The organism is Streptomyces marincola, assembly GCF_020410765.1.
In the GTDB taxonomy this organism is placed as follows: Bacteria; Actinomycetota; Actinomycetes; order Streptomycetales; family Streptomycetaceae; genus Streptomyces; species Streptomyces marincola.
In genome coordinates, this window is sequence record NZ_CP084541.1 from 2,301,971 (window position 1) to 2,321,566 (window position 19,596).

The window sequence follows — 19,596 nt, forward strand, 5'->3', positions numbered from 1 at the left end:
GCGAGCGCCCCGCGAGGGCCCTCGCTGGGATTCCGGCCGGCCATCCGGTGGGATGGTGACCATGGCAGACCGAACCGCACGGGCCGACAGGTCCGAGAGCACACGACACCTGATCCTCGCCGCGGCCGAGCGGCTGTTCGCCGAGCACGGCGTCTTCGCCGTGTCCAACCGGCAGATCAGCGAGGCCGCGGGGCAGGGCAACAACGCCGCGGTCGGCTACCACTTCGGCACCAAGAACGACCTGCTGCGGGCCATCGTCCGCAGGCACGCCGACCCCATGAACGAGGTGCGGCTGCGGATGCTCGCGGAGATCGGGGACTCGCGGCTCGTGCGGGACTGGGTGGCCTGCCTGGTCCGGCCGGGGACACGGCACCTGGCGGAACAGGGCGGCCCCACCTGGTACGCGCGCTTCGCCGCCCAGCTGATGGCGGACCCCGTGCTGCGGGAGATGATGATCGACGAGGCGTTCGGCCCGTCCCTCACGCGCACCGTCGACGGGCTGAACCGCTGCCTGCCCGACCTGCCGCTCCCCGTCCGCCTCGAACGCGGCGACATGGCACGGCACCTGCTCGTCCACATGCTCGCGGAACGGGAACGCGCGCTCGCGGACGGCGCCCCCACCCCCAGGTCGACCTGGGAGGAGTACGCCACCGGGCTCATCGACGCGATCACCGGGGTCTGGCTCGCGCCGGTGACCCCCGTCCGCCGGACGACACCCCGCTGACCCGCCCGCGGAGCCGCCGGCGCACACCGCGCTCGCCGCGCCGTTCACAGCGCCCGCCGCGCACCGTCAGCGCAGTTCGCCGAGAACGCGCAGCCGCCGCACCACCTCGCGCGGCGCGCGGCGTCGGCGCCTGAGAGCGCGCGGCAGGCGCGCAAGCAGCGCGCACAGCGCGCGCGCCGCCGCGCGGTTGTGCGTGCTGTGCGCGGCGAGCGCGGCCGTCCTGCGGGCGGCCGAGCCGAGCGGCAGGCGCATCCAGCAGACCAGCAGGTCGTTGCGGCGGTGCAGGGCCCAGCGCCCGCCCGGGTCGCCCCGGCTCTCCGAGGGCCGGTGGTGCGCCTCGACGTCCGCCGTGTACGCCGTGTCCCAGCCGTCCGCGGCCAGGTCGACGGCGAGCAGGGTCTCCTCGCCACCGAAGAACAGCAGTTCGTCGAACCCCCCGGCGGCGAGGAACGCGTCCTTCCTGACCACCGCGGCGCAGGCCGGGAAGCCCACGATCGCGGGCCCCGGCAGGCCGGGCGGGTGCCCGATCGGCGCCGAGGCCATCTTGCGCGAGACGGCGTCCACCGGCCCGCCGCGGCCGAGGCGGACCCGGCCGGCGAGCAGCCCGAGCCGCGGGTGGCCGTCGAGGATGCCGGCCGCCCTGGCCAGCGCGCCCGGCGCCCACCACGAGTCGTCGTCGCTGAACGCGACGTAGGGCGTGCGGGCGAGGCGCACCCCGATGTTGCGCGCGGGCGCGCCGAGGTTGCGCGGCAGCGGAACGAGGAGCGCGTCGGGGAAACGGCGCGCGACGGCGGTCGCGGTGCCGTCCCGCGACCCGTTGTCCACCACGATGACCGGCGGCCGTTCCGGCAGGGCGGTCAGCCGTTCCAGCGTGTGCAGCAGTTCCGCTCGCCGGTCGCGGGTGGCGATCACGACGCTGACCGGCGCGGCCCCGCCGTCCGCGGCTTCGCGCATCACATGTCCTCGCTTCCGGACTCTTCCCGACGCGCCGCGTGCCCGCCGGACGCCTCCCGCACCCGCCGGACGGCCCGCCGGGCCCTCGCGCGCCTCCCGCGTGACGCAGTACCCCGACGCGGGCCCGCGAATCGGGCGAAGTGCGCACAACGGGCACCCGATGTCCGGTCGCGGCGGGATTGCGCCCCCGCCGCCGCGGGTACGCGGCCCGTCCGGATGCCTCGCGCGCCCCGAGGGCCGCCGCGGCACCCGGGCCGGACCGGGCCGCGCGGGTCCGCTCCGGCACCCGACGACCGACACCGCGGGAGGAGAACCGGCATGACCGTGCCCGAGGAGAACCGGCCGAAGACGCCGACCACCGACGAGACCCTCACCGAGCCGGAGCGGGGCGAGCGGCGGCGCGCCCCCGGCCGCGACGAGCCCGGCCGGGGCCAGGGCGCGACGATGCGGGAGGCGCTTGAGGACGCCGAGGTCACGCCGGAGGACTACGCGGGCTGACCCGCCGGGTACGCACCCGCCGCCGGGGGGAGCCGCCCGGCGGCGGGTGGCTACGCTGCCGCTCGACCACGAACAGGCGGACGGCAGGCGGAGGACCGGCGCATGGACATCGACAACTCGAAGGCACACTCGGCCCGGGTGTGGAACTTCTGGCTCGGCGGCAAGGACTGGTACGCCTCGGACAAGGAGGCGGGCGAGCAGATCACCCGCGTCTATCCGGGCATCGTGCGCACGGCGCAGTACCAGCGGATGTTCCTGGCCCGCGCGGTCAGACACCTCGCCGGCGCGGCCGGCATACGGCAGTTCCTCGACCTGGGCACCGGCCTGCCGACCGTGGACAACACGCACGAGGTCGCCCAGCGCGTGGCCCCGGACGCCCGGATCGTCTACGTCGACAACGATCCGCTGGTCCTCGCCCACGCCCGGGCCCTGCTCACCAGCACCCCCCAGGGCGCGACCGCGTACATCGACGCGGACGTGCGCGACCCCGGGCGCGTGCTCGAACAGGCGGCGGAGTTCCTCGACTTCTCCCGGCCCGTGGCCGTGACCATGCTCGGCATCCTCGGCCACATCCCCGACGAGGACGAACCCGCCGACATCGTCCGCCGCGTGCTCGACCCGCTGCCGTCCGGCAGCTACCTGGCCGTGAGCGACGGGACCAACACCAACGCCACCCTCAACGCGGCCACCGACGGCTACAACGCCCGCCTCGCCGGGGACTACACGCTGCGCGGTCCGGCCGAGGTGGCGGCGTTCTTCGACGGCCTGGACCTGCTCGAACCCGGCGTCGTGACGATCGAACGCTGGCGCCCCGAGCACCCCGTCTTCGAGACCGAGCAGCCGGTGGACGCCGTGTGCGGCCTCGGCGTGAAGCCGTAGGCCCGCGGCACGGCGACGGCCGCCCGCCGTGGGGGCGCGGGCGGCCGGGGGGGCCGTCAGGCCGCGGGTGAGGAGCCGACGGCCGAGTCGTCGAACGGGCGCGCTCCTGGCAGCCGGTTGCGGGCGGCGATGAGAGCCGCGTCGATGTCCCTGGTCCCGGTGGACACGCACAGCGTGTAGGCGACATCGTCCATGCGCCGCCTGGCCTCCTCGCTGCCCTGCTCGGCGTGCAGGGCGTGCAGGGCCTCGTACTGCTCGATCAGATTCTGTAGCACCGCCGGGTGGGCCATCAGCATCGCCGCTCTCCTTCCTCGACTTCCGCAACACGACCGCGGACCCTTCTGAAGCGCGCGTACCCCCGGCCCTCGCCTCCATGCCATCCGCTTTCGGACGCGAAGAGGTGAACAATCGGCCGCGCGCCCCCTCACCCGCCGTCGCGCCCGGCACGTTCGCCGCATGCGCCCCGAACGCGGGCTCAGTCCTCGCCCGCCGCGGCGAGCGCGGCCTCCCAGGCGGTGAACGCCTTGATGACGGCGGCCCGTTCGGCCGGCTCCAGCGGGGCGAGCGCGGTGCGCCACGCACGCGCGCCCGGGGAGAGCCAGCGTTCGAGCACCGGCCGCTTCCCCTCGGGCACGCTGACGATGCGCCGCCGCCGGTCGCCCTCGTCCTCGCGCCGGTCCAGGACGCCCTTCCTGCTGAGTTCGCCGACGAGCAGGCTCGCGGTCGTCGGTGCCACCTCAAGCCGGTCGGCGAGTTCACGGACCGTCATCGGGCCGTCGAGGAGCAGCAGCGACAGCAGGGACAGGTGGCGCGGGGCGAGCGCCATGCCCCGCAACTCCTCGGGGACCTCCATGCGCTTGATCCGTCCGATGGCGCGCGGCATGACCAGCAGCAGCGTGCGGATGGCGACTTCGAGATCACCGTCGTCACCGGGCCCCGGGTGGACGGACGGCGGGAGAGCCATTATGTTTCACCTCAAAGCTAGTTTGCTTACAGAGCAACAGGAGAGAGTATGCCGCACTGCACTGTCACCCTCGCCGAGGAGCTGCTGGACGGGACCGTCGAGGAACGGCTGGTCGGTGGCCTCACCGACGCCGTCGTCTCCGTCTACGGCGACTGGGCCCGCCCCCTGGTGGTCATCGCCCTGAACGGCGTCCCGACCGCGCGGTTCGCGGTGGGCGGCAGGCTCGGCACCGCCCCAGGACCCGCGGTGCACCTGCACAGCCGCGCCGGGCTGTTCGAACAGGTGCCGGACGCCGCGAGCCGGCTGGCCACCGCCCTCACGGACGCCCTCGCCCTCGCCCTCGGCGAGCACGTCAGGGCGGACGCCGCCGTCACCCTGACCGGCGTGCCCGACGACCGCTCCGCCGTGGGCGGCGAACTCTTCGCCGCCCGCCACTGAACGGCCCTCGGCCGCACGGTCGTGGCGCGTCAGCGCGGGGCCCGCCGGTCGTAGGCGCGCTGGCGCGCCTGGATCTCGGAGGCGTGCGCGACGGTCCAGTCGTAGAGGTGGGCGAACGGCTCGCGCAGGGACTCACCGAGGGGCGTCAGCGAGTATTCGACGCCGACCGGCGAGGTCGGCAGCACCCGGCGCTCGACCATTCCGTTGCGTTCGAGCCGGCGCAGGGTCTGCGTGAGGACGCGTTGCGTGATGCCGTCGAGGCGGCGCTTGATCTCGTTGAACCGGCGCGGCTCGACCAGGACCGCCATCACCATCATCGACCACTTGTCGGCGATCTGATCGAGGATGGGCCGGCTCGGGCAGTCGGCCCTGAACACCACGTCGTGCCCGGCGGCGGCCCGGTAGACGGCATCTGAAGCGGCCATGGCGGTATCCTCCACGATCCCTGGGGTGCCTGAAGTGCGTTATTGACGCAGGTCGGAGACGGTTTCACTGTAGGTATGCAACAGGAACCAGAATCCTGTCAGATACCTAGGAGAAACGGTATGGGCCACGCTGCCTACCCGACCTTGCGGGTCAGCCGGAAGGACGGAGTCGCGCACGTCACGATCGACAACCCGCCGATCAACCTCCTCGACGTCGCGGTCATGACCGACCTGCGGCGCCTGCTCACCGCGCTGGCCGGCGACGACACCGTCCGCGTGATCGTGTGGGACAGCGCGGACCCGGACTTCTTCCTCGCTCACGTCGACATGACCGCCACCCCCGACGCCCTCGCCGGGCTCATGGCCGACCTGCCGGACGGCGTCAACGTCTTCCAGGCCGTCGGGGAGCAGCTGCGCCGCCAGCCTCAGGTGACCATCGTCAAGCTCGCGGGCAAGGCGCGCGGCGGCGGAGCCGAGTTCGTCGTGGCCGCGGACATGGCGTTCGCGGCCATCGGCACGGCCGGGCTCGGCCAGATCGAAGCCCTCATGGGCATCGTCCCCGGCGGAGGCGCCACGCAGTACCTCACCGAGCGCGTCGGCCGCAACCGCGCCCTGGAGATCGTGCTCGGCGCCGACCTGATGGACGCCGAGACCGCCGAGCGGTACGGCTGGATCAACCGGGCCCTCCCCGCCGACCGGCTCGACGCGTTCGTCGACCGCCTCGCCCGCAACATCGCCGCCCTGCCCGACGGCGTCGTCGCGGCGGCCAAGCACGCCGTCGTGCCCCGCGACCTCGCTGATGGCCTGGCGCGGGAGAACGACGCCTGGGCCTCACTCATGTTCCGCCCGGCCACCGCACAGCTCATGGGCGCCGGGCTGGCCGAGGGCGCCCAGACCCGGGAGGGCGAACAGGACATGGAGGGCCTGTTCCGCGATCTCGCCGGGTAGGGGAGCCTGCCCCCGGCCCGACCGGCACGCCCCGGCCGCGAGGGGCTAGTCGGCCCGCGCGGCGGCGACCTCGGCCTCGTACGCCTGGATCGCGCGGACGAACGTCGCGCGCTCGCCCGGCGTCAGGCCGTCGAACACCTTGCGCCAGGCCCGCGCGCCCGCCGCCAGCCAGGCGTCGATGGCCTCGCGGGTCTCGGGGTCCCCGGTGAGGGCCACGATGGTGCGCCTGCGGTCCTCTGGGTCGGCGTGCCGCCGCACGACGCCCTGCCGCTCCAGGTCGCTGACCATCAGGCTCACGGTGGTGGGCGCCACTTCGAGTCCCGCGGCGAGGTCCCGCACGGGGGTGGGCCCGTCGAACAGCAGGAAGGACAGCAGCGAGAGGTGGCGCGGCGCGAGGTGCAGGGACCGCAGCCGCTCGGGCATGGGGGTGCGCTTGGCCCGGGACACCAGGCGCGGCAGCGCGAGCAGCATGGCGCGGACCGCCTGCTCCGTGCTCAGCTGGTCGTCCCCGACCGGGACCGGCTCCCTCGACATCCCGTGACCTCCGAGGGGCCCACGCTACCCGAGTCCGCGGCGTTCCCACGGCAGGGGGCGCGCCCGGCCGCTCGGCGGCCCGCCTTACGGTGGAGGGGAGTTGCCCGCCCCCGGCCAGGCGGGCGGGTCCTGGCACGGGGAGATCGGGGAGGCAGGGCGTGGACCTGACGGCGGAGTCGTTCGTCGCGAGGCTCAGGACGTTCCAGTCCGACGCGGAACGGGCGAAGATCGGCACCTACTACAAGGGCGGGGGCGACACGGAGGTCATCGGCGTCCGGATGCGGCACACGTTCGACACCGCGGCGGAGTACACCGGCATGCCCCTGGACGAGGTCGAGCGGCTGCTCGAATCCCCCTACTACGAGGCGCGCGTGGGGGCGGTCAGCGTCCTCGACTTCAAGGCGCGCCGCAAGCGGATCACCGATGCCGAGCGCCGGGAGCTCTACGAGCTGTACCTGCGCCGCCACGACCGCATCGACAACTGGGACCTCGTCGACCGGGCGGCCCCGCGCGTGATCGGCTGGTACCTGCTCGACAAGCCGCGCGACCCGCTGCACGCGCTCGCGCGCTCCGCGAACATCTGGGAGCGGCGCACCGCCATCACGGCGGCCTTCTGGCTCATCCGGCAGGGCGACATCGACGACGCCCTGGTCCTCGCCGAAACCCTCCTCGGGGACGAGGAGGAGCTGATCCACAAGTCCGTGGGCACCGGGCTGCGCGAGGTGGGCAAGGTGGACCGGGACCGGCTCGTGGGCTTCCTGCGCGCGCACGGTCCCGCCGTTCCCCGCGTCACGCTGCGCATGGCCACCGAGAAGCTGCCCGCCGAGCTGCGCGCGGAGCTGATGGCCCGCTGAAGCCCCGCGGGCGGACGCCGCGCGGGCGGATGCGCCGCGCCCGCCCGCGAGTGATAATTCAGCGTGAACCGGACAGCTCTCATCGTCATCGACATGATCAACACCTACCGGCACGCCGACGCCGGCCTGCTGGTGCCCTCCGTCCGCGCCGCCCTGCCAGGGCTTCGCCGTGCGATCGGGCGCGCCCGGGCGGAGGGCGTGGACGTGATCTACGTGAACGACAACTTCGGCCGCTGGCGCTCCCAGCACGACGAGCTGCTCGACGCCGCGCTGCACGGGCCGCACGGCGACCTGGTCGAGCCGGTCAGGCCGGACGGCGACTCCATGTTCGTCGTGAAGGCGCGCCACTCGGTGTTCTACGAGACGCCGCTGGAGTTCCTGCTCTCGCAGCACGGCGTCCGGCACATCGTCCTGACCGGCCAGGTCACCGAGCAGTGCGTACTCTACTCCGCGCTCGACGCGCACATCAGGCGCCTGGACATCACCGTGGCCGAGGACGCCGTCGCCCACATCCACTCCGACCTGGCGCGGGCGGCGCTGCGCATGATGGAGCGGAACATGGCGGTGCGCGTGACCGGTTCAGACGACGAGGAGCTTTTCACCGCGCCGGGCGAGGACTGACGGCCGCGCCCTGCCGCACGCCCGGGCCCAGCGGTCAGCCGGCGGACCGCCCGGCCCAGGCGTGCAGCGCCTCCCGGTCCTGCGCGGCGTCCAGGTTCATGGCCGCCTCGATCAGCCCCAGGTGCGTGAACGCCTGCGGGTAGTTGCCCAGCATCGTGCCGTCGGCCGTCATCTCCTCGGCGAACAGCCCGAACCGGCCGGCCCGCGCGCACAGCGCCTCGAAGCGGCGCCGCGCCTGCTCGTGCCGGCCCGCGAGCACCAGGGCCGACACCATGTCGAACGAGCAGAGCAGGAAGCCGCCCTCCGGCCCCTCGATCCCGTCCCGCGTGGCCACCGGGTCGTAGCGGTGCACCAGCCAGCCGTCCTCGCCGAGTTCGGCCTCGACCCGTTCGATCGTCGCGAGCACGCGCGGGTCGTCGCCCGGCAGGAAGCCGAGCAGCGGCATCCGCAGCAGCGAGGCGTCCGTGGTGCGCGCGCCGTAGGACTGGACGAACGCGCCGCTGCTCTCGTCGAGTCCCCGGGTCAGGATGTCCTCGCGCAGCGCGTCGCGTTCCGCGCGCCAGGCGGCGGCTCCCGGCGGCGCGGCCCCGGCGAGTTCGGCGAGCCGGATGCCCCGGTCCAGGCACACCCACAGGTACAGCTTCGAACTGGTCCAGTGCCTCGGGGCGGCGCGCACCTCCCAGATGCCGTCGTCCGGCTCGCGCCAGGACCGGCAGGCGACGTCGACCACGCCGAACAGCGCGGCCAGCTCCTCCGCGTCGAGCGCCCGCCGGGTCCCCTTCGTGACCTGCTGGTAGACCAGGGCCGCGTCCAGCACCTGCCCGTACACGTCGAGTTGCCGCTGCTCCTCGGCGTCGTTGCCGATGCGCACCGGGCGCGATCCCCGGTAGCCCTCCAGGTGGCCGAGTTCGGTCTCGGGGATGCCGCCGCCCCCGTCGAGGTCGAGCATCGGGCTCAGGACGCCCCGCGTCGCGCGGCAGTGCCGCAGCAGGACCCGCAGGTAGCGGCCCGCCTCGGCGCGGTGCCCCAGCCGCATCAGCACCAGCACGACGAGGGCCGCGTCGCGGTGCCACAGGTAGCGGTAGTCCCAGTTCCGCGTGCCGCCCGGCCACTCGGGCAGCGAGGTCGTGGGCGCCGCGATCAGCGCGCCCGTGTCGCTCGACATCAGCCCGCGCAGCACGAGCGCGGACCGCCGCACCTGCGCGCTGCCGTGCCGGCCGCCGTAGGGGTCGCGGTCGGCCCACGCGTGCCAGGCCGCGAGCGTGCGGTCGAGCAGGCCGCGCGCCCCGGCCACCGTCAGCGGCCCTGGCCGCGCGCCCTCGTGGCCGAGGGCGACGGCGAGCGTGGCCCCCTCGGGCAGCGGCGTCTCCACGGTCAGCGACCCGTCCGCCCCGACGCGCGGCACGGGCGTGTCCACGGCGCCTTCCGCGGCCGTTTCGAGCCACAGGCCCGCGGTCTCCTCGCGCGCGCCGCCGGCGCTCGCCGCGGCCCACCGCGCCGGGCGCCGCGCGTAGTCGGGCCGCGCGTCGAGCCGGTGCCGCACCAGGACCCGGCCGCGTTCGCACGTCAGCAGCCTGACCAGCATGCCCTCGGGGACCAGCCCCCGCACGTCGTCGCCCTCGGGCGGCCGGGCGGCGAGGAAGTCGTGCGCGACGGCGCTGCCCGTCGGCGTCGTCCACCGGCCGCGCAGGACCAGCGTGTCGCCGGCGTACTCCTGCTCGGGCGGCCCGGCGCCCTCGACCTCCGTCTCCCAGGCGCCGCCCCCGGCGCGGTCGAGCAGCCGGGCGAACACGCTGGGCGAGTCGAAGCGCGGCGCGCACAGCCACACCACGGACGCGTCCGGGCCGATCAGCGCCGAGGTCCGGCAGTCGGACAGGAACGCCAGGTCACCGAGCGGCGGGTGGGCTCCCGCGGCGCCGGTCACGCGTTCAGCTCCGGCAGCACACCGGCCCCGAACGCCTCGATGAAGCGCGACTGGTCGGTGCCCACGTGGTGCAGCATCACCTCGTCGAACCCGGCCTCGGACTGCCGGGCCAGCCACGCCGCGTGCTCGCCCAGGTCGTGCGACACGTGGACGAACGGCTCCAGGTGGTGGGGGTCCATCAGCCGGGCCGCCTGCTCGAAGTGCTCGGGCAGCGGCAGCTCCCAGCCCACGTCGCTGCCGAGGACCGCCTCGCGCCACTGGTCCCACGCCGCGTGCAGCGCGGCCTCGCGCGAGGGCGCCCACGACAGGTGCGCCTGGAGCACGGCCGGGCCGCGCCCGCCCGCGTCCCGGTAGGCGGCGAGGGTGCGGCGTTGCGCCTCCTCCGGCTGGTTGATCGTGATCAGCCCGTCGGCCCAGCCCGCCGCCCACGCGGCGGTGGCCGGGGTGACGGCCGCGGCCAGCAGCACCGGCGGCCGGGCGGGCAGCGACCACAGCCGCGCCCGGTCCACGCGCACCAGCCCGTCGTGCGAGACGGTCTCCCCGGCGAACAGCGCCCGCAGCACGCCCACGCACTCGGCGAGGCGGCGCGCCCTGACCTCCTTGGGCGGCCACGGGTCGCCGGTGATGTGCTCGTTGAGGGCCTGCCCGGTGCCCAGGGCCAGCCACAGCCGCCCCGGGTACAGCTGCGCCAGGGTGCCCGCGGCCTGGGCGAGCACGGCCGGGTGGTAGCGCTGCCCCGGCGACGTGACCACCCCCATCGGCAGCGCGGTGCTCGCCAGCGCCGCCCCGAGCCACGCCCAGGCGTGGCCCGAGTGGCCCTGGCGCGCGCTCCAGGGCGCGAAGTGGTCGGAGCACATGCCGGTGGCGAAACCGGCGTCCTGGGCGGCGCGCAGCAGGGTCAGAAGTTCGGCGGGCGGGAACTGCTCGTGCGAGGCGTGGTAGCCGTACGCGGTCATCGTCTCCGTCACTCACTCGTGGCGTGGCCGTGTGGACCGGGGGATTCCGGACGGTCCGGGTTCCTCGCGTTCGCGTTCGTATGCCGGTCGTGTTCCGGTCGCCCTGGATGTTTTTCGATCGTCGCCGCCCGGGGCCCCCGCGACGACTTCTGCTGGGCCGCCCGGGTGGCGGGCGCGTCGCGGCCCCGCCGCGCCGGGTGCCGCGAGTCGCGGCGGGAGCTGAACCACCGTGCGCGATAGGGGCGTTGGGCACCTGCTGCGCCTAGAGTGGTGCGCGCGACGCGATCCGGGAGGCCGTGGTGGGGGAAGACCGTTCCGTGCTGGGCAGGCAGGCGCCGCCGCCCCCGTTGACGCTGCGCTACGGGGAGGGCCCCGACCATGTCGCCGACGCGTGGCCCGGCGGCCCCGGGGCCGCCGAACGCCCGCTGGTGGTGCTGGTGCACGGCGGGTTCTGGCGGCCCGCGTACGACCGGACGCACACCCGCCCGATGGCGGCGGCGCTGCGCGACGCCGGCTGGACCACCCTGTCGGTCGAGTACCGGAGGCAGCCGGGCGCCCCGGAGGCGACCACGGCCGACCTGCTGACCGCGCTGGCCCGGCTGCCGGGCGAACTCGCGGCGGCGGGCGCGCCGTTCGACGGCTCGCTGCTCCTCGCCGGGCACTCGGCCGGCGGCCACCTGGCCCTGTGGGCAGCCGCGGCGCACCCGCCGCCGCGCCTGGCGGGAACGCTGGCCCTCGCGCCGGTGGCCGATCTGCGGCTGGCCCACCGGCTCGGGCTCGACGACGGCGCGGTCGGGGACTTCCTGGGCGGCCCCCCGGACGGCGCCGCCGCCCTCGACCCGGTGCGGCTGCCCGCTCCGGCGGCGCCCGTGGTGCTGCTGCACGGCACCGAGGACATCCGGGTGCCCCCGCGGGTCGGTGACTCCTACGCCGCCGCCCACCCGGCCACGCGGCTGGTGCGGGTGCCGGGGGCCGGGCACTTCGAGCTCATCGACCCGCTCAGCGCCGCGTGGCCCCTGGTGACCGCCGCCCTGGCCGGTCCCGGCGGGCTCGTGCCGCCCGCCGGGCGCGGGGGCTGACCGCCGGGCGCGCGGCCGGGGCGGCGGCCCGTTCCGTCAGGGCACGGCGGCCAGCGGCCCCGGCGCCACCGCATCCCACAGCTCGGGGAAGAACCGGCGGCCCACGCCCATGCGCAGGTACGGGGCGCCGGAGCTGCCTCCGGTGCCGGACCTGGCGCCGATCTGGCGTTCGACCAGGAGGATGTGCGCGGTTCGCCACTCGGCCCACATGGTGTCGTAGTCGAGCAGCGCGGTGGCGAGTTCGGCCAGCTCGCCGAGCACGTCACCGAGGCGCGGCAGGGCGCCGGGGCCGGGCGCGGCGCCCACCGGGTCAGGGGCGTCGGGGCGGCCCGCGATGCGCTCCAGCGCGGCCCGGCGGCCGGCCGGCGTCGCGACGCCGAACCCGCCCTTGCGCAGCACGGAGAGGAAGCCGTCCCACAGGTTCGGCTCGGCGTGCCTGCGGCGCAGCCGCGCGGCCTCCGCGTCGCTCAGGCCCTCGGGCAGCGCCTCACGGTCGGCCCACGCCGCCCCGGAGACCACCTCGATCTCGCGGTACTGCGCGGACTGCGCGCCGCTCGCCGTGCCGAGCCGGCCGCGGAACGCGAGGAACTCGCCGGCCGGCATCGTGCGCAGCGGACGGAGCCCGTCGATGAGGGTGCGGCCGATCTCCAGGCAGCGGGCGAGGCGGAGGCGGGCCCGCCGCGGTTCCCCGTCGAGCATCAGGTCGCGGGCGTCGTCGAGTTCGGCGAGCAGCTGGGCGAACCACAGCTCCTGCGTCTGGTGGACGGTGATGAACAGCCGCTCGTCGTGCACGCGGGCGGCGGAGGGGGTCTGGAGGGAGAGGAGTTCCGGGATGCGCAGGTAACGCGCGTAGGTGAGGCCCGGGTCGGGGCCGGCCGCCCGGCCGGCGGCCTCGTCGCGCACGTCGGCGGTCTCAGTCATCGCCGCCCTCCGGCTCGCTCAGCCCGTGGGCGGCGAACGCCTCGGGCACGCCCGGCAGGTCGAACGCCCCGGCCTGCGCGGCCAGTCGGACGGTGGCCCGGGAGACGGTCCTGATGCGCGCGGTCACCGCGCTCTCGCCGTAGGCGTCGGCGAGCACGGCGCGGCTGCGTTCCTCGTCGAGACCCGCGAGCCGCAGGGAGGTGTGCACCGGGCCCAGGTCCCAGTCGAGGGCGGCACGGATCATCGCGGGCAGCGCGCGACCGGCCGCGATGCGTCTGTGCCGGTCGAGCCGCGCCCATAACTCAAGGAAGAAGGCGGAGAAGAAGCGGTGGTGGCGGCCCTCGTCGCGGGCGTGGTCGCGCATGAGGTCGCGGACGGTGCTGACGACGCACGGGTCCTGCGGGACCTCGTTGAGCACGGCGGTGATCAGCGTCTCGAACACGACGGCCTGCAACTGCCCGGCCAGCAGCGGATCATCGGGCAGCAGGGCCTGCCCCGCGGCCTGGAGCGCGGTGACGAAGCCGCCGTAGTCGACGTCGGGCACGGGGATGCCGGTGACGCGCGCGATCTGGTCGGCCAGGTCGAGGCTGTAGAGGGCGTGGTAGCCCTCGTCGCAGTACACCTTGAACGCGTCCATGCGCAGCCCGGTGGGGAAGTCCATGCCGGCGCGGCCGTTGGCGACGGGCTCGGCCGCGCCGTTGACGACGCGCGTCTCCAGGTGGGTGGTGGCGTGCAGGAACTGGTAGAGGTGGCGGACGGTCAACTCGCGCACGGCGTGCGGCGGCAGCGCGCGCACCTCGGGGTGGTCGAGGTGCGGCACGAGGGCTTCGGGGAAGAAGACCCGGCCCGCCTCCGTTTCGGCGTGGAACACGCGCCGGACGCCGCCGCGGACGCCCGCGGCCTCGTACCAGCGGTCGAGTGGGCCCGGAGCTGTGGTCACGGGCGGTCTCCCTTCACGTGGGCGGCGATGCGCCGGACGGCCTCGGTGACGAGCGGCGCTTCGACGGTGTGGCACAGCCGGAACCAGCCGGGTGCCGGTGAGTGGAAGGCGGCGCCGGGCAGGATGCTGACCCGGCGCACGTCGAGGAGTTCGCGCCACAGGCGCTCCTCGGCGGCGAAGCCGTCCGCGAGCGACCGGCCGTTCGCGGACGCGGGACCGTTCGCGGACGCGGGACCGCCGGGCGCCCCCGGGCCCGGCAGCCAGGCGCCGAGGTCGAGCCACACGGAGAAGCCGGCCCCGGCGGGCGCCCGGGGCAGGCCGTGCTCGTCGAGCAGGCCGGCGACGTGCCGGTGGCTCCCGGCGAGGCGGCGCCTGCCCTCGGCGAGGAAGCCCGCGACCCAGTCCCGGTCGTCGAGCAGCCCGGTGAAGACCTCCTGGGTGGCGGTGGAGACCGGCGCGAAGTACGCCAGGGCCCGGGCGGCGGCGAGCACCTCGCGGCTGCGCGTGTGCAGCACGCCGGTCTTCAGCCCGGGCAGGGCGAAGTCCTTGGCGAACCCCCAGACCAGGTGGGTGCGTTCGGCCCAGTGCCGGTTGACGGACGGGTCGAGCGCACTGGTGAACGGGCGGTCCCCGAACACCGCGTGCGCGTAGATCTCGTCCGCGATCAGGTCGACGTCGTGGGCGCGTGCGACCTCCAGCAGGTCCGCGAGCACGCCCGGCGGGTGGACCTCGCCGACCGGGTTGGACGGCGAGGAGAGCGCGACGGCCCGCACGACCGCGCCCGCGCGGCGGGCCCCGACGAGCGCGCGGTCGACGGCCTCGGCGGTCAGCCTGAAGCCGTCGGCCGCGGCGAGCGGGGCCGGGACGAGCCGGGCGCCGGACCGGCCGCCGAGGTCGGTGTCGAACGCGCCGTAGTAGGGCGCGGGCACCACGATGGCCTCGCCCGGGTCGCACAGCGCGGTGGCGATCGCGTCGAGGGCGCCCGTCGCGCCGCTGATCACCACGAACTCGTCGGCCGCGAGCGGGGCGCGGCAGGTGCCCGAGAGCAGCGCGGCGACGCGTTCGCGCAGTTCCGGCGTGCCGTGCAGGGGGGCGTAGCGGCTGGTGCGTTCGGTGGGCGCGGGCAGCGCGGCGAGGCGGGGGCCCACCAGGTCCCACAGCAGCCGGTTCTCCGCGGTGCCCAGGTTGAGGTAGCCGTCGGGGCGCGCGTCGGGGTCGAACGGCTCGGCCTCGGCCCGGAAGTGGGCGTCGGCGATGGCGGGGGTGTCGGCGGTCAGGCGTGCGACCTGACGGGAAATCATAACGTGGGCTCCGAGGCGGTGTCGGCGCTGTCGGCGGTGCCGCCGGCGCGGGCGGTGAGCAGTCCCGGGTGGACGCCGAGGCCCATGGAGGCGTCGATGACGGCGCCGTGCAGCGGGGCGGAGTGCTCTCCGGCGAGCCAGCGGGCGAGTTCCGCGATCTCCTCCGGCCTGATCAGCCGGCCGCCGGGCAGCGAGGCGGTGAACGCGGCGCGCCGCTCAGGGCCGAGGGGCCGCAGCGTGCTCGCCTCGAACATCTCGGTCTCCACCGCGCCCGGGCACAGCGCGAAGACGTGCACGGGGCTGTGCACGAGGTCGGCGGCGAGGTGCCGGGTGAGGTAGGCGAGCGCGGCCTTGCTCATGCCGTCGGCCGGGTGGAAGCCGGGGAACTGGCCGATGCCGCCGCCCACGCTGGCGACGTTGACGATCTTGCCCCGGCCGCGTTCCTTCATGCCGGGCAGCAGCTGCTCGATCAGCCACAGCGGGCCGACGGCGTTGATCTGGAAGAACGCGGAGGCCCGCGCGTGGGCGGGTCCTTCCGCGTACTTGTCGACGGTCTTCGAGCCGACGGCCGCGTTGTTGACGAGGACGTCGACGGGGCCGGGGAGCAGGTCGAGCAGCCGCTGGTGGGAGTCCCAGTCGCCCTGGTCGAGCGGGAAGGCGGCCACGTCCTCGTGGCCCTCCTCGGCCAGTCCTGCCACCAGTTGCTCCGCGCGGTCCCGGCCGCGCCGGTAGGTGAACCACACGGTGGTGCCGGCCTCGCGGGCGAAACGTTCCACACAGGCCCGGCCGATGCCGGTGGAACCTCCGGTGATGAGCACGTTCCCGATGGGCATCCGGTCCTCCGGGTTGGCGACGCAGGTCCGCAACCTATTCCCAAGCCGTCGCGGCTCACAAGGCTCGCGAACCCCTACCCGTCTCGAACCCCTGTTCCCGGTCGCGGCGGGGGACTTCGGCAGGGGTGCACGGCCGCGACCTGCCGCGACCGGCGCGGGGGCGCTCAGCCCAGGATGCCGCGGTCGTACGCCGCGGCCACCGCGGCCGCCCGGTCGTTGACGCCCAACTTCCGGTACACGTGGGTCAGATGGGTTTTGACCGTCGCCTCGCTGATGAAGAGTTCCCTGGCGATCTCGCGGTTCGCGGTGCCCTTGGCCACCAGCGCGAGCACTTCGCGCTCGCGCGCCGAGAGCGTGTCGGCCGCGGGAGGGGCGCCGGGGTTCCTGACGGCGCCGACGAGGCGGGACGCGACGGCGGGCGACAGGACGGTGCGCCCCTCCGCGGCGGCGCGGACCGCCGTGAACAGCTCGTCGCGCGGCGCGTCCTTGAGCAGGTAGCCGGTGGCGCCCGCCTCGATCGCGGGAATGGTGTCGGAGTCCGTGTCGTACGTGGTGAGGACGAGGACCCTGGCCCGGGCGCCGCGCCGGGTGAGTTCCGCGATCGCCTCGACGCCGCCGCCGGCGGGCATGCGCAGGTCCATCAGGACGACGTCCGGGTCGAGGCGCCGGGCGAGTTCGACGCCCTCGGCCCCGCCCGCGGCCTCCCCGAGGACGTCGAATCCGGGGTCGGAGGCGAACATGCCGCGCAGGCCGTCCCTGACGACGGGGTGGTCGTCGACGATCAGCAGCGTGATGGTGCGGTCAGCCATGGCGCACCAACGGTACGCGGGCGCTGATCGCGGTGCCCTGTCCCGGCTCCGACTCGACGGCGACGGTGCCGGCGATCCGTTCGGCGCGGGCCCGCATCCCGTCGAGGCCGAAGCCGCCGCTGCCGCTGCGCGGCGCCACCGCGCCGGGCGAGAAGCCGCGGCCGTCGTCGCGGATGTCCAGGGTGACCTCGTCCTCCATGTAGGAGAGGGTGACCCCCGCGCGGGCGGCGCGGGCGTGGCGGCCGGTGTTGGCCAGCGCCTCCTGCGCGATGCGCAGGAGGGTGGCGGCGACCTCGCCGTGCAGCGGCTCCTCGGTGCCGGTCACGGTGAACCCGGCCGCGACGCCGGTGCGTTCCGACCACTCGCCGACGGTCCTCTTCAGCGCGTCGGGGAGCGTGTCGTGCTCCAGCGCCGCCGGGGAGAGGTTGCGGACCGAGCGGCGGGCCTCCCCGAGTGAACGGCGGGCCAGCGCCTGGGCGCGGTCCAGGTGCTCGCGGGCCAGGCCCGGGTCGTCGGTCGAGGAGACCACCTGGAGCTGGGCGATGATGCCGGCCAGGCCCTGGGCGATGGTGTCGTGGATCTCCGCGGCCAGGCGGCGCCGCTCGTCGGCGACGCCCGCCTCCCTGGCCTGGTGGACCAGTTGGGCGTGCAGGGCGCCGTTCTCCGCGAGGGCCCGCTCCAGGGCGGCGATGGTCCTCGCCCGCTCCTGCGACCTCTCCTCCTCCTTGGCGGCGAGGTGGTTGAGGCCGATCGCCAGCGCCGCGTTGAAGCCGAACAGCACGCCGAACACGACCCATTGCGTCAGCGAGTCCGGCGGCAGGCCCCCGGACTGGGAGCCCGCGAGGGCGGCGGCGGTCACCAGGAGCCCGGCCCGGACGGCACGCGGCGGCAGCAGGTGCCCGGCGTCGCAGTAGCCGAGGCACGCGTAGAGGGCGAAGAACGGGTTGAGCCAGGTCAGTGCGAACGCGAGGACCGTGCGCAGCACGAAGTAGCCGCGACCGGCCGGGGTCCCCCCGGGAAGCACCGGGGGCCCGGCCGGCGCCGCGGGCGACCGCGGCATGGCCCGGGCCCACCACACCTGGAGGGCCAGCGCGGCGAGGAGCAGCGCCCCCGCCGCGTACATCTCCCCCCTGGTCATCACCAGGGGGGCGGCCACGGCCGCGAGGGGCGTGGCCAGGCCGAGCAGGGCGTACGGCCCGTACCGGAAGAACCACGCCCAGCGCTCCTCGACCGTTGTCGTCATGATCGGGCTACTCCCACGTGAACCAGCGGCGGGCCGCGGCGATCAGCAGCACCGCCCACAGCGCCGTGACACCCAGATGTGTCCAGTCCGGCCATTGTCCCGCGGCGGCCTCGTCCAGGGCCCGTGCGGCGGCGCCGAGCGGGGTGAGGGCCACGATGCGCTGGAGGACGTCGGGCATGGCCGCGACCGGCAGCCAGACGCCGGAGGCGAACATCGCCGGGAAGAACACGGCGGAACCCACCGCCTGGGTGACCTTGGTGGTGCGGCAGACGGCGGAGATGGTGGCGCCGAGCGCCAGGGAGGCCAGCGTGACCAGGACGAGCGCCACCAGGTATCCGGGGAGCTGGCGGGGCAGGGCCACGTCGAACACGATCCGGCCCACCGCGAGGGCCAGCACCGCGGAGACCGCGACGGCCGTGGCGTGCAGGGCGATCTGCGCGCCGATGAGGGAGCCGGGCCGCACGGGGGTCGTGGACATGCGGCGCAGGATGCCGCGTTCGCGGTAGCCGGTGAGGACGGGCGGCATGGCCTGGAGGCCCGCCACGAGCACGGCGAGCAGGATCGCGACGGGGACGTAGAGGTCGATGACGCGCAGCCCGCCCAGGTCGGCCGCATGCTCCCGGTTGGCCGGGATGGCGCCCAGGACGCCCAGCAGGAGCGTGGGGAAGGCCAGCACCCAGAACAGGGTGGCGGGCTCGCGCAGGGTCAGGCGGGCCTCGGCCTTGAGCACGGCGGCGGCGCTGCCCTTGACGGGCGTCGTGCGGATGGGGGCTGTCGCGGTCATGCGTCCTGTCCCGTCAGGTCGAGGTAGGCGTCGTCCAGAGTCGCCTCCGTGACGCGGAGCTGGTGGGCGGTGATCCCCCGCCCGGCGAGCAGCGAGAGCACGCCGTTGACCGTCTCGTCCGTACCGTGGACCACGATCCGGTCGTTCTCGTGCGTCACCGACGCGACCGAGGGCAGCTCCGCCAGCAGTCCCGCCGCCAGCGGGGCCGAGGGGACGAACGAGATCGCCGTGCCGCCCGCGGTGCGCCCGATCAGCCCGGCCGGCGTGTCGAGCGCGGTGATCCGGCCCTTGTCGATCAGGGCTATCCGGTCGCACAGGCGCTGCGCCTCCTCCATGAAGTGCGTGACCAGCAGCACGGTGACCCCGCTGTCGCGGACGTCCTGGATGAGCCGCCAGGTGTCGCGGCGGGCGCGCGGGTCCAGCCCTGTGGTCAGTTCGTCGAGGATGACGACGGCGGGCTTGCCGACCAGGGCGAGCGCGATGGACAGGCGCTGCTTCTGGCCGCCGGAGAGCTTGGCGAACCGGGTGCGGAGCTTGTCGGTGAGCCCGAGGCGTTCGGCGAGGGGGCGCCAGTCGGCGGGGTCCGGGTAGCAGGCGGCGTACAGTGCGAACGCCTCGCTGACCGTGATCTTGGGCTGGAGTTCGCTCTCCTGGAGCTGGACGCCCAGGACGCGGGTGACGGAGTCGCGGTCGGCGGCGGGGTCGTACCCGGCGACGCGGACGCTGCCCGCGTCGGGGCGCCGCAGGCCCGCGACGCACTCGACCGTGGTGGTCTTGCCCGCGCCGTTGGGGCCGAGGATTCCGAAGATCTCCCCCTCCCCGATGTCGAAGGACACGCCGTCGACGGCCTTCTTGCCCGCGTACGCCTTGCGCAGGCCGCTGACTTCGATGATTGCCATGCGAACGAGCGTGCCGCGGCGGGACGTTCGCGCACATCGCCCATCGCGCTCGAAGGCGCATCGGCCGA

Annotated in this window: 23 protein-coding genes; 8 read left to right on the forward strand and 15 right to left on the reverse strand. The window is 75.0% G+C overall.

Annotated elements, in window-relative coordinates; genetic code table 11:
* Positions 1-52 precede the first annotated feature (52 nt).
* Positions 53-724, forward strand: a complete 672-nt coding sequence (locus tag LC193_RS09595) for a TetR/AcrR family transcriptional regulator (protein WP_404819381.1) — start codon at positions 53-55, stop codon at positions 722-724.
* A 66-nt stretch (positions 725-790) separates the two neighbouring features.
* Here the strand turns inward: LC193_RS09595 and LC193_RS09600 are convergent, their stop codons facing one another.
* Positions 791-1,678, reverse strand: coding sequence for a glycosyltransferase family 2 protein (locus tag LC193_RS09600; protein ID WP_226073321.1), 888 nt, complete (start codon positions 1,676-1,678; stop codon positions 791-793).
* A gap of 318 nt (positions 1,679-1,996) precedes the next feature.
* Here LC193_RS09600 and LC193_RS09605 point away from each other — a divergent pair, with 318 nt between their 5' ends.
* Both LC193_RS09605 and LC193_RS09610 read left to right on the forward strand, forming a co-directional pair.
* On the forward strand, positions 1,997-2,176 hold the full coding sequence (locus LC193_RS09605; RefSeq protein ID WP_226073322.1) for a hypothetical protein: 180 nt from the start codon (positions 1,997-1,999) through the stop codon (positions 2,174-2,176).
* A gap of 102 nt (positions 2,177-2,278) precedes the next feature.
* On the forward strand, positions 2,279-3,055 hold the full coding sequence (locus LC193_RS09610; protein WP_226073323.1) for an SAM-dependent methyltransferase: 777 nt from the start codon (positions 2,279-2,281) through the stop codon (positions 3,053-3,055).
* 56 nt (positions 3,056-3,111) lie between these two features.
* Here LC193_RS09610 and LC193_RS09615 read toward each other — a convergent pair whose 3' ends face one another.
* Together LC193_RS09615 and LC193_RS09620 are read right to left on the reverse strand one after the other, a co-directional pair.
* Positions 3,112-3,351, reverse strand: coding sequence for a DUF5133 domain-containing protein (locus tag LC193_RS09615; protein WP_226073324.1), 240 nt, complete (start codon positions 3,349-3,351; stop codon positions 3,112-3,114).
* Between the two features lie 179 nt (positions 3,352-3,530).
* Positions 3,531-4,019, reverse strand: coding sequence for a MarR family transcriptional regulator (locus tag LC193_RS09620; RefSeq protein WP_226073325.1), 489 nt, complete (start codon positions 4,017-4,019; stop codon positions 3,531-3,533).
* A 48-nt stretch (positions 4,020-4,067) separates the two neighbouring features.
* Here LC193_RS09620 and LC193_RS09625 point away from each other — a divergent pair, with 48 nt between their 5' ends.
* Complete coding sequence (locus tag LC193_RS09625) at positions 4,068-4,457, forward strand: tautomerase family protein (protein WP_226073326.1); 390 nt, start codon at positions 4,068-4,070, stop codon at positions 4,455-4,457.
* Between the two features lie 29 nt (positions 4,458-4,486).
* On the opposite strand, the gene LC193_RS09630 is transcribed toward LC193_RS09625, so the two are convergent.
* A complete protein-coding gene (locus tag LC193_RS09630) occupies positions 4,487-4,882 on the reverse strand; it encodes a winged helix-turn-helix transcriptional regulator (protein WP_226073328.1) in 396 nt (131 codons plus the stop codon).
* Positions 4,883-5,002: 120 nt separating this feature from the next.
* Between LC193_RS09630 and LC193_RS09635 the strand changes: the two genes are divergently transcribed.
* On the forward strand, positions 5,003-5,830 hold the full coding sequence (locus LC193_RS09635; RefSeq protein WP_226073330.1) for an enoyl-CoA hydratase/isomerase family protein: 828 nt from the start codon (positions 5,003-5,005) through the stop codon (positions 5,828-5,830).
* A gap of 45 nt (positions 5,831-5,875) precedes the next feature.
* Here LC193_RS09635 and LC193_RS09640 read toward each other — a convergent pair whose 3' ends face one another.
* Positions 5,876-6,364 carry a MarR family winged helix-turn-helix transcriptional regulator gene (locus LC193_RS09640; protein WP_226073332.1) on the reverse strand — a complete coding sequence of 163 codons (489 nt, stop codon included), beginning with the start codon at positions 6,362-6,364 and terminating at the stop codon, positions 5,876-5,878.
* Between the two features lie 158 nt (positions 6,365-6,522).
* Here LC193_RS09640 and LC193_RS09645 point away from each other — a divergent pair, with 158 nt between their 5' ends.
* Together LC193_RS09645 and LC193_RS09650 are read left to right on the forward strand one after the other, a co-directional pair.
* The gene (locus LC193_RS09645) at positions 6,523-7,218 is read left to right on the forward strand and encodes a DNA alkylation repair protein (RefSeq protein WP_226073333.1); all 696 of its coding nucleotides are present in this window, start codon (positions 6,523-6,525) and stop codon (positions 7,216-7,218) included.
* Between the two features lie 63 nt (positions 7,219-7,281).
* Entirely contained in the window at positions 7,282-7,839 is a 558-nt protein-coding gene (locus LC193_RS09650) for a cysteine hydrolase family protein (protein WP_226073334.1), read from the forward strand.
* A gap of 34 nt (positions 7,840-7,873) precedes the next feature.
* Here LC193_RS09650 and LC193_RS09655 read toward each other — a convergent pair whose 3' ends face one another.
* Complete coding sequence (locus tag LC193_RS09655) at positions 7,874-9,763, reverse strand: glycoside hydrolase family 15 protein (protein WP_226073335.1); 1,890 nt, start codon at positions 9,761-9,763, stop codon at positions 7,874-7,876.
* Positions 9,760-10,731 carry a TIGR03885 family FMN-dependent LLM class oxidoreductase gene (locus tag LC193_RS09660; RefSeq protein ID WP_226073336.1) on the reverse strand — a complete coding sequence of 324 codons (972 nt, stop codon included), beginning with the start codon at positions 10,729-10,731 and terminating at the stop codon, positions 9,760-9,762. Before LC193_RS09660 ends, LC193_RS09655 begins: the two co-directional genes overlap by 4 nt.
* Before the next feature lie 287 nt (positions 10,732-11,018).
* Between LC193_RS09660 and LC193_RS09665 the strand changes: the two genes are divergently transcribed.
* On the forward strand, positions 11,019-11,798 hold the full coding sequence (locus LC193_RS09665; protein ID WP_226073337.1) for an alpha/beta hydrolase: 780 nt from the start codon (positions 11,019-11,021) through the stop codon (positions 11,796-11,798).
* 36 nt (positions 11,799-11,834) lie between these two features.
* Here the strand turns inward: LC193_RS09665 and LC193_RS09670 are convergent, their stop codons facing one another.
* The 8 genes from LC193_RS09670 to LC193_RS09705 form a co-directional block, all read right to left on the reverse strand.
* Entirely contained in the window at positions 11,835-12,719 is an 885-nt protein-coding gene (locus tag LC193_RS09670; RefSeq protein WP_226073338.1) for a tryptophan 2,3-dioxygenase family protein, read from the reverse strand.
* Complete coding sequence (locus LC193_RS09675) at positions 12,712-13,659, reverse strand: diiron oxygenase (RefSeq protein WP_226073340.1); 948 nt, start codon at positions 13,657-13,659, stop codon at positions 12,712-12,714. Before LC193_RS09675 ends, LC193_RS09670 begins: the two co-directional genes overlap by 8 nt.
* Positions 13,656-14,960, reverse strand: coding sequence for an aminotransferase class I/II-fold pyridoxal phosphate-dependent enzyme (locus LC193_RS09680; RefSeq protein WP_226073343.1), 1,305 nt, complete (start codon positions 14,958-14,960; stop codon positions 13,656-13,658). Before LC193_RS09680 ends, LC193_RS09675 begins: the two co-directional genes overlap by 4 nt.
* Positions 14,957-15,793 (reverse strand): SDR family NAD(P)-dependent oxidoreductase, encoded by an 837-nt coding sequence (locus tag LC193_RS09685; protein ID WP_226073344.1) that lies wholly within the window; start codon positions 15,791-15,793, stop codon positions 14,957-14,959. The genes LC193_RS09680 and LC193_RS09685 overlap by 4 nt, the downstream gene beginning before the upstream one ends.
* 164 nt (positions 15,794-15,957) lie before the next feature.
* On the reverse strand, positions 15,958-16,602 hold the full coding sequence (locus LC193_RS09690) for a response regulator (protein WP_226073345.1): 645 nt from the start codon (positions 16,600-16,602) through the stop codon (positions 15,958-15,960).
* On the reverse strand, positions 16,595-17,845 hold the full coding sequence (locus LC193_RS09695; protein WP_226073346.1) for a sensor histidine kinase: 1,251 nt from the start codon (positions 17,843-17,845) through the stop codon (positions 16,595-16,597). The genes LC193_RS09690 and LC193_RS09695 overlap by 8 nt, the downstream gene beginning before the upstream one ends.
* 7 nt (positions 17,846-17,852) lie before the next feature.
* A complete protein-coding gene (locus LC193_RS09700; protein ID WP_226073348.1) occupies positions 17,853-18,629 on the reverse strand; it encodes an ABC transporter permease in 777 nt (258 codons plus the stop codon).
* Positions 18,626-19,528: an ABC transporter ATP-binding protein gene (locus LC193_RS09705; RefSeq protein ID WP_226073350.1), complete on the reverse strand. Its 903-nt coding sequence runs from the start codon at positions 19,526-19,528 to the stop codon at positions 18,626-18,628. The genes LC193_RS09700 and LC193_RS09705 overlap by 4 nt, the downstream gene beginning before the upstream one ends.
* Positions 19,529-19,596: the final 68 nt, after the last annotated feature.

Bases quoted from the DNA above. Each gene is read 5' to 3' on its own strand.
- LC193_RS09595 (WP_404819381.1), top strand. From the start codon at position 53: ATGGTGACCATGGCAGACCGAACCGCACGGGCCGACAGGTCCGAGAGC.
- LC193_RS09600 (WP_226073321.1), bottom strand. From the start codon at position 1,678: ATGCGCGAAGCCGCGGACGGCGGGGCCGCGCCGGTCAGCGTCGTGATC.
- LC193_RS09605 (WP_226073322.1), top strand. From the start codon at position 1,997: ATGACCGTGCCCGAGGAGAACCGGCCGAAGACGCCGACCACCGACGAG.
- LC193_RS09610 (WP_226073323.1), top strand. From the start codon at position 2,279: ATGGACATCGACAACTCGAAGGCACACTCGGCCCGGGTGTGGAACTTC.
- LC193_RS09615 (WP_226073324.1), bottom strand. From the start codon at position 3,351: ATGCTGATGGCCCACCCGGCGGTGCTACAGAATCTGATCGAGCAGTAC.
- LC193_RS09620 (WP_226073325.1), bottom strand. From the start codon at position 4,019: ATGGCTCTCCCGCCGTCCGTCCACCCGGGGCCCGGTGACGACGGTGAT.
- LC193_RS09625 (WP_226073326.1), top strand. From the start codon at position 4,068: ATGCCGCACTGCACTGTCACCCTCGCCGAGGAGCTGCTGGACGGGACC.
- LC193_RS09630 (WP_226073328.1), bottom strand. From the start codon at position 4,882: ATGGCCGCTTCAGATGCCGTCTACCGGGCCGCCGCCGGGCACGACGTG.
- LC193_RS09635 (WP_226073330.1), top strand. From the start codon at position 5,003: ATGGGCCACGCTGCCTACCCGACCTTGCGGGTCAGCCGGAAGGACGGA.
- LC193_RS09640 (WP_226073332.1), bottom strand. From the start codon at position 6,364: ATGTCGAGGGAGCCGGTCCCGGTCGGGGACGACCAGCTGAGCACGGAG.
- LC193_RS09670 (WP_226073338.1), bottom strand. From the start codon at position 12,719: ATGACTGAGACCGCCGACGTGCGCGACGAGGCCGCCGGCCGGGCGGCC.
- LC193_RS09680 (WP_226073343.1), bottom strand. From the start codon at position 14,960: ATGATTTCCCGTCAGGTCGCACGCCTGACCGCCGACACCCCCGCCATC.
- LC193_RS09685 (WP_226073344.1), bottom strand. From the start codon at position 15,793: ATGCCCATCGGGAACGTGCTCATCACCGGAGGTTCCACCGGCATCGGC.
- LC193_RS09690 (WP_226073345.1), bottom strand. From the start codon at position 16,602: ATGGCTGACCGCACCATCACGCTGCTGATCGTCGACGACCACCCCGTC.
- LC193_RS09695 (WP_226073346.1), bottom strand. From the start codon at position 17,845: ATGACGACAACGGTCGAGGAGCGCTGGGCGTGGTTCTTCCGGTACGGG.
- LC193_RS09700 (WP_226073348.1), bottom strand. From the start codon at position 18,629: ATGACCGCGACAGCCCCCATCCGCACGACGCCCGTCAAGGGCAGCGCC.
- LC193_RS09705 (WP_226073350.1), bottom strand. From the start codon at position 19,528: ATGGCAATCATCGAAGTCAGCGGCCTGCGCAAGGCGTACGCGGGCAAG.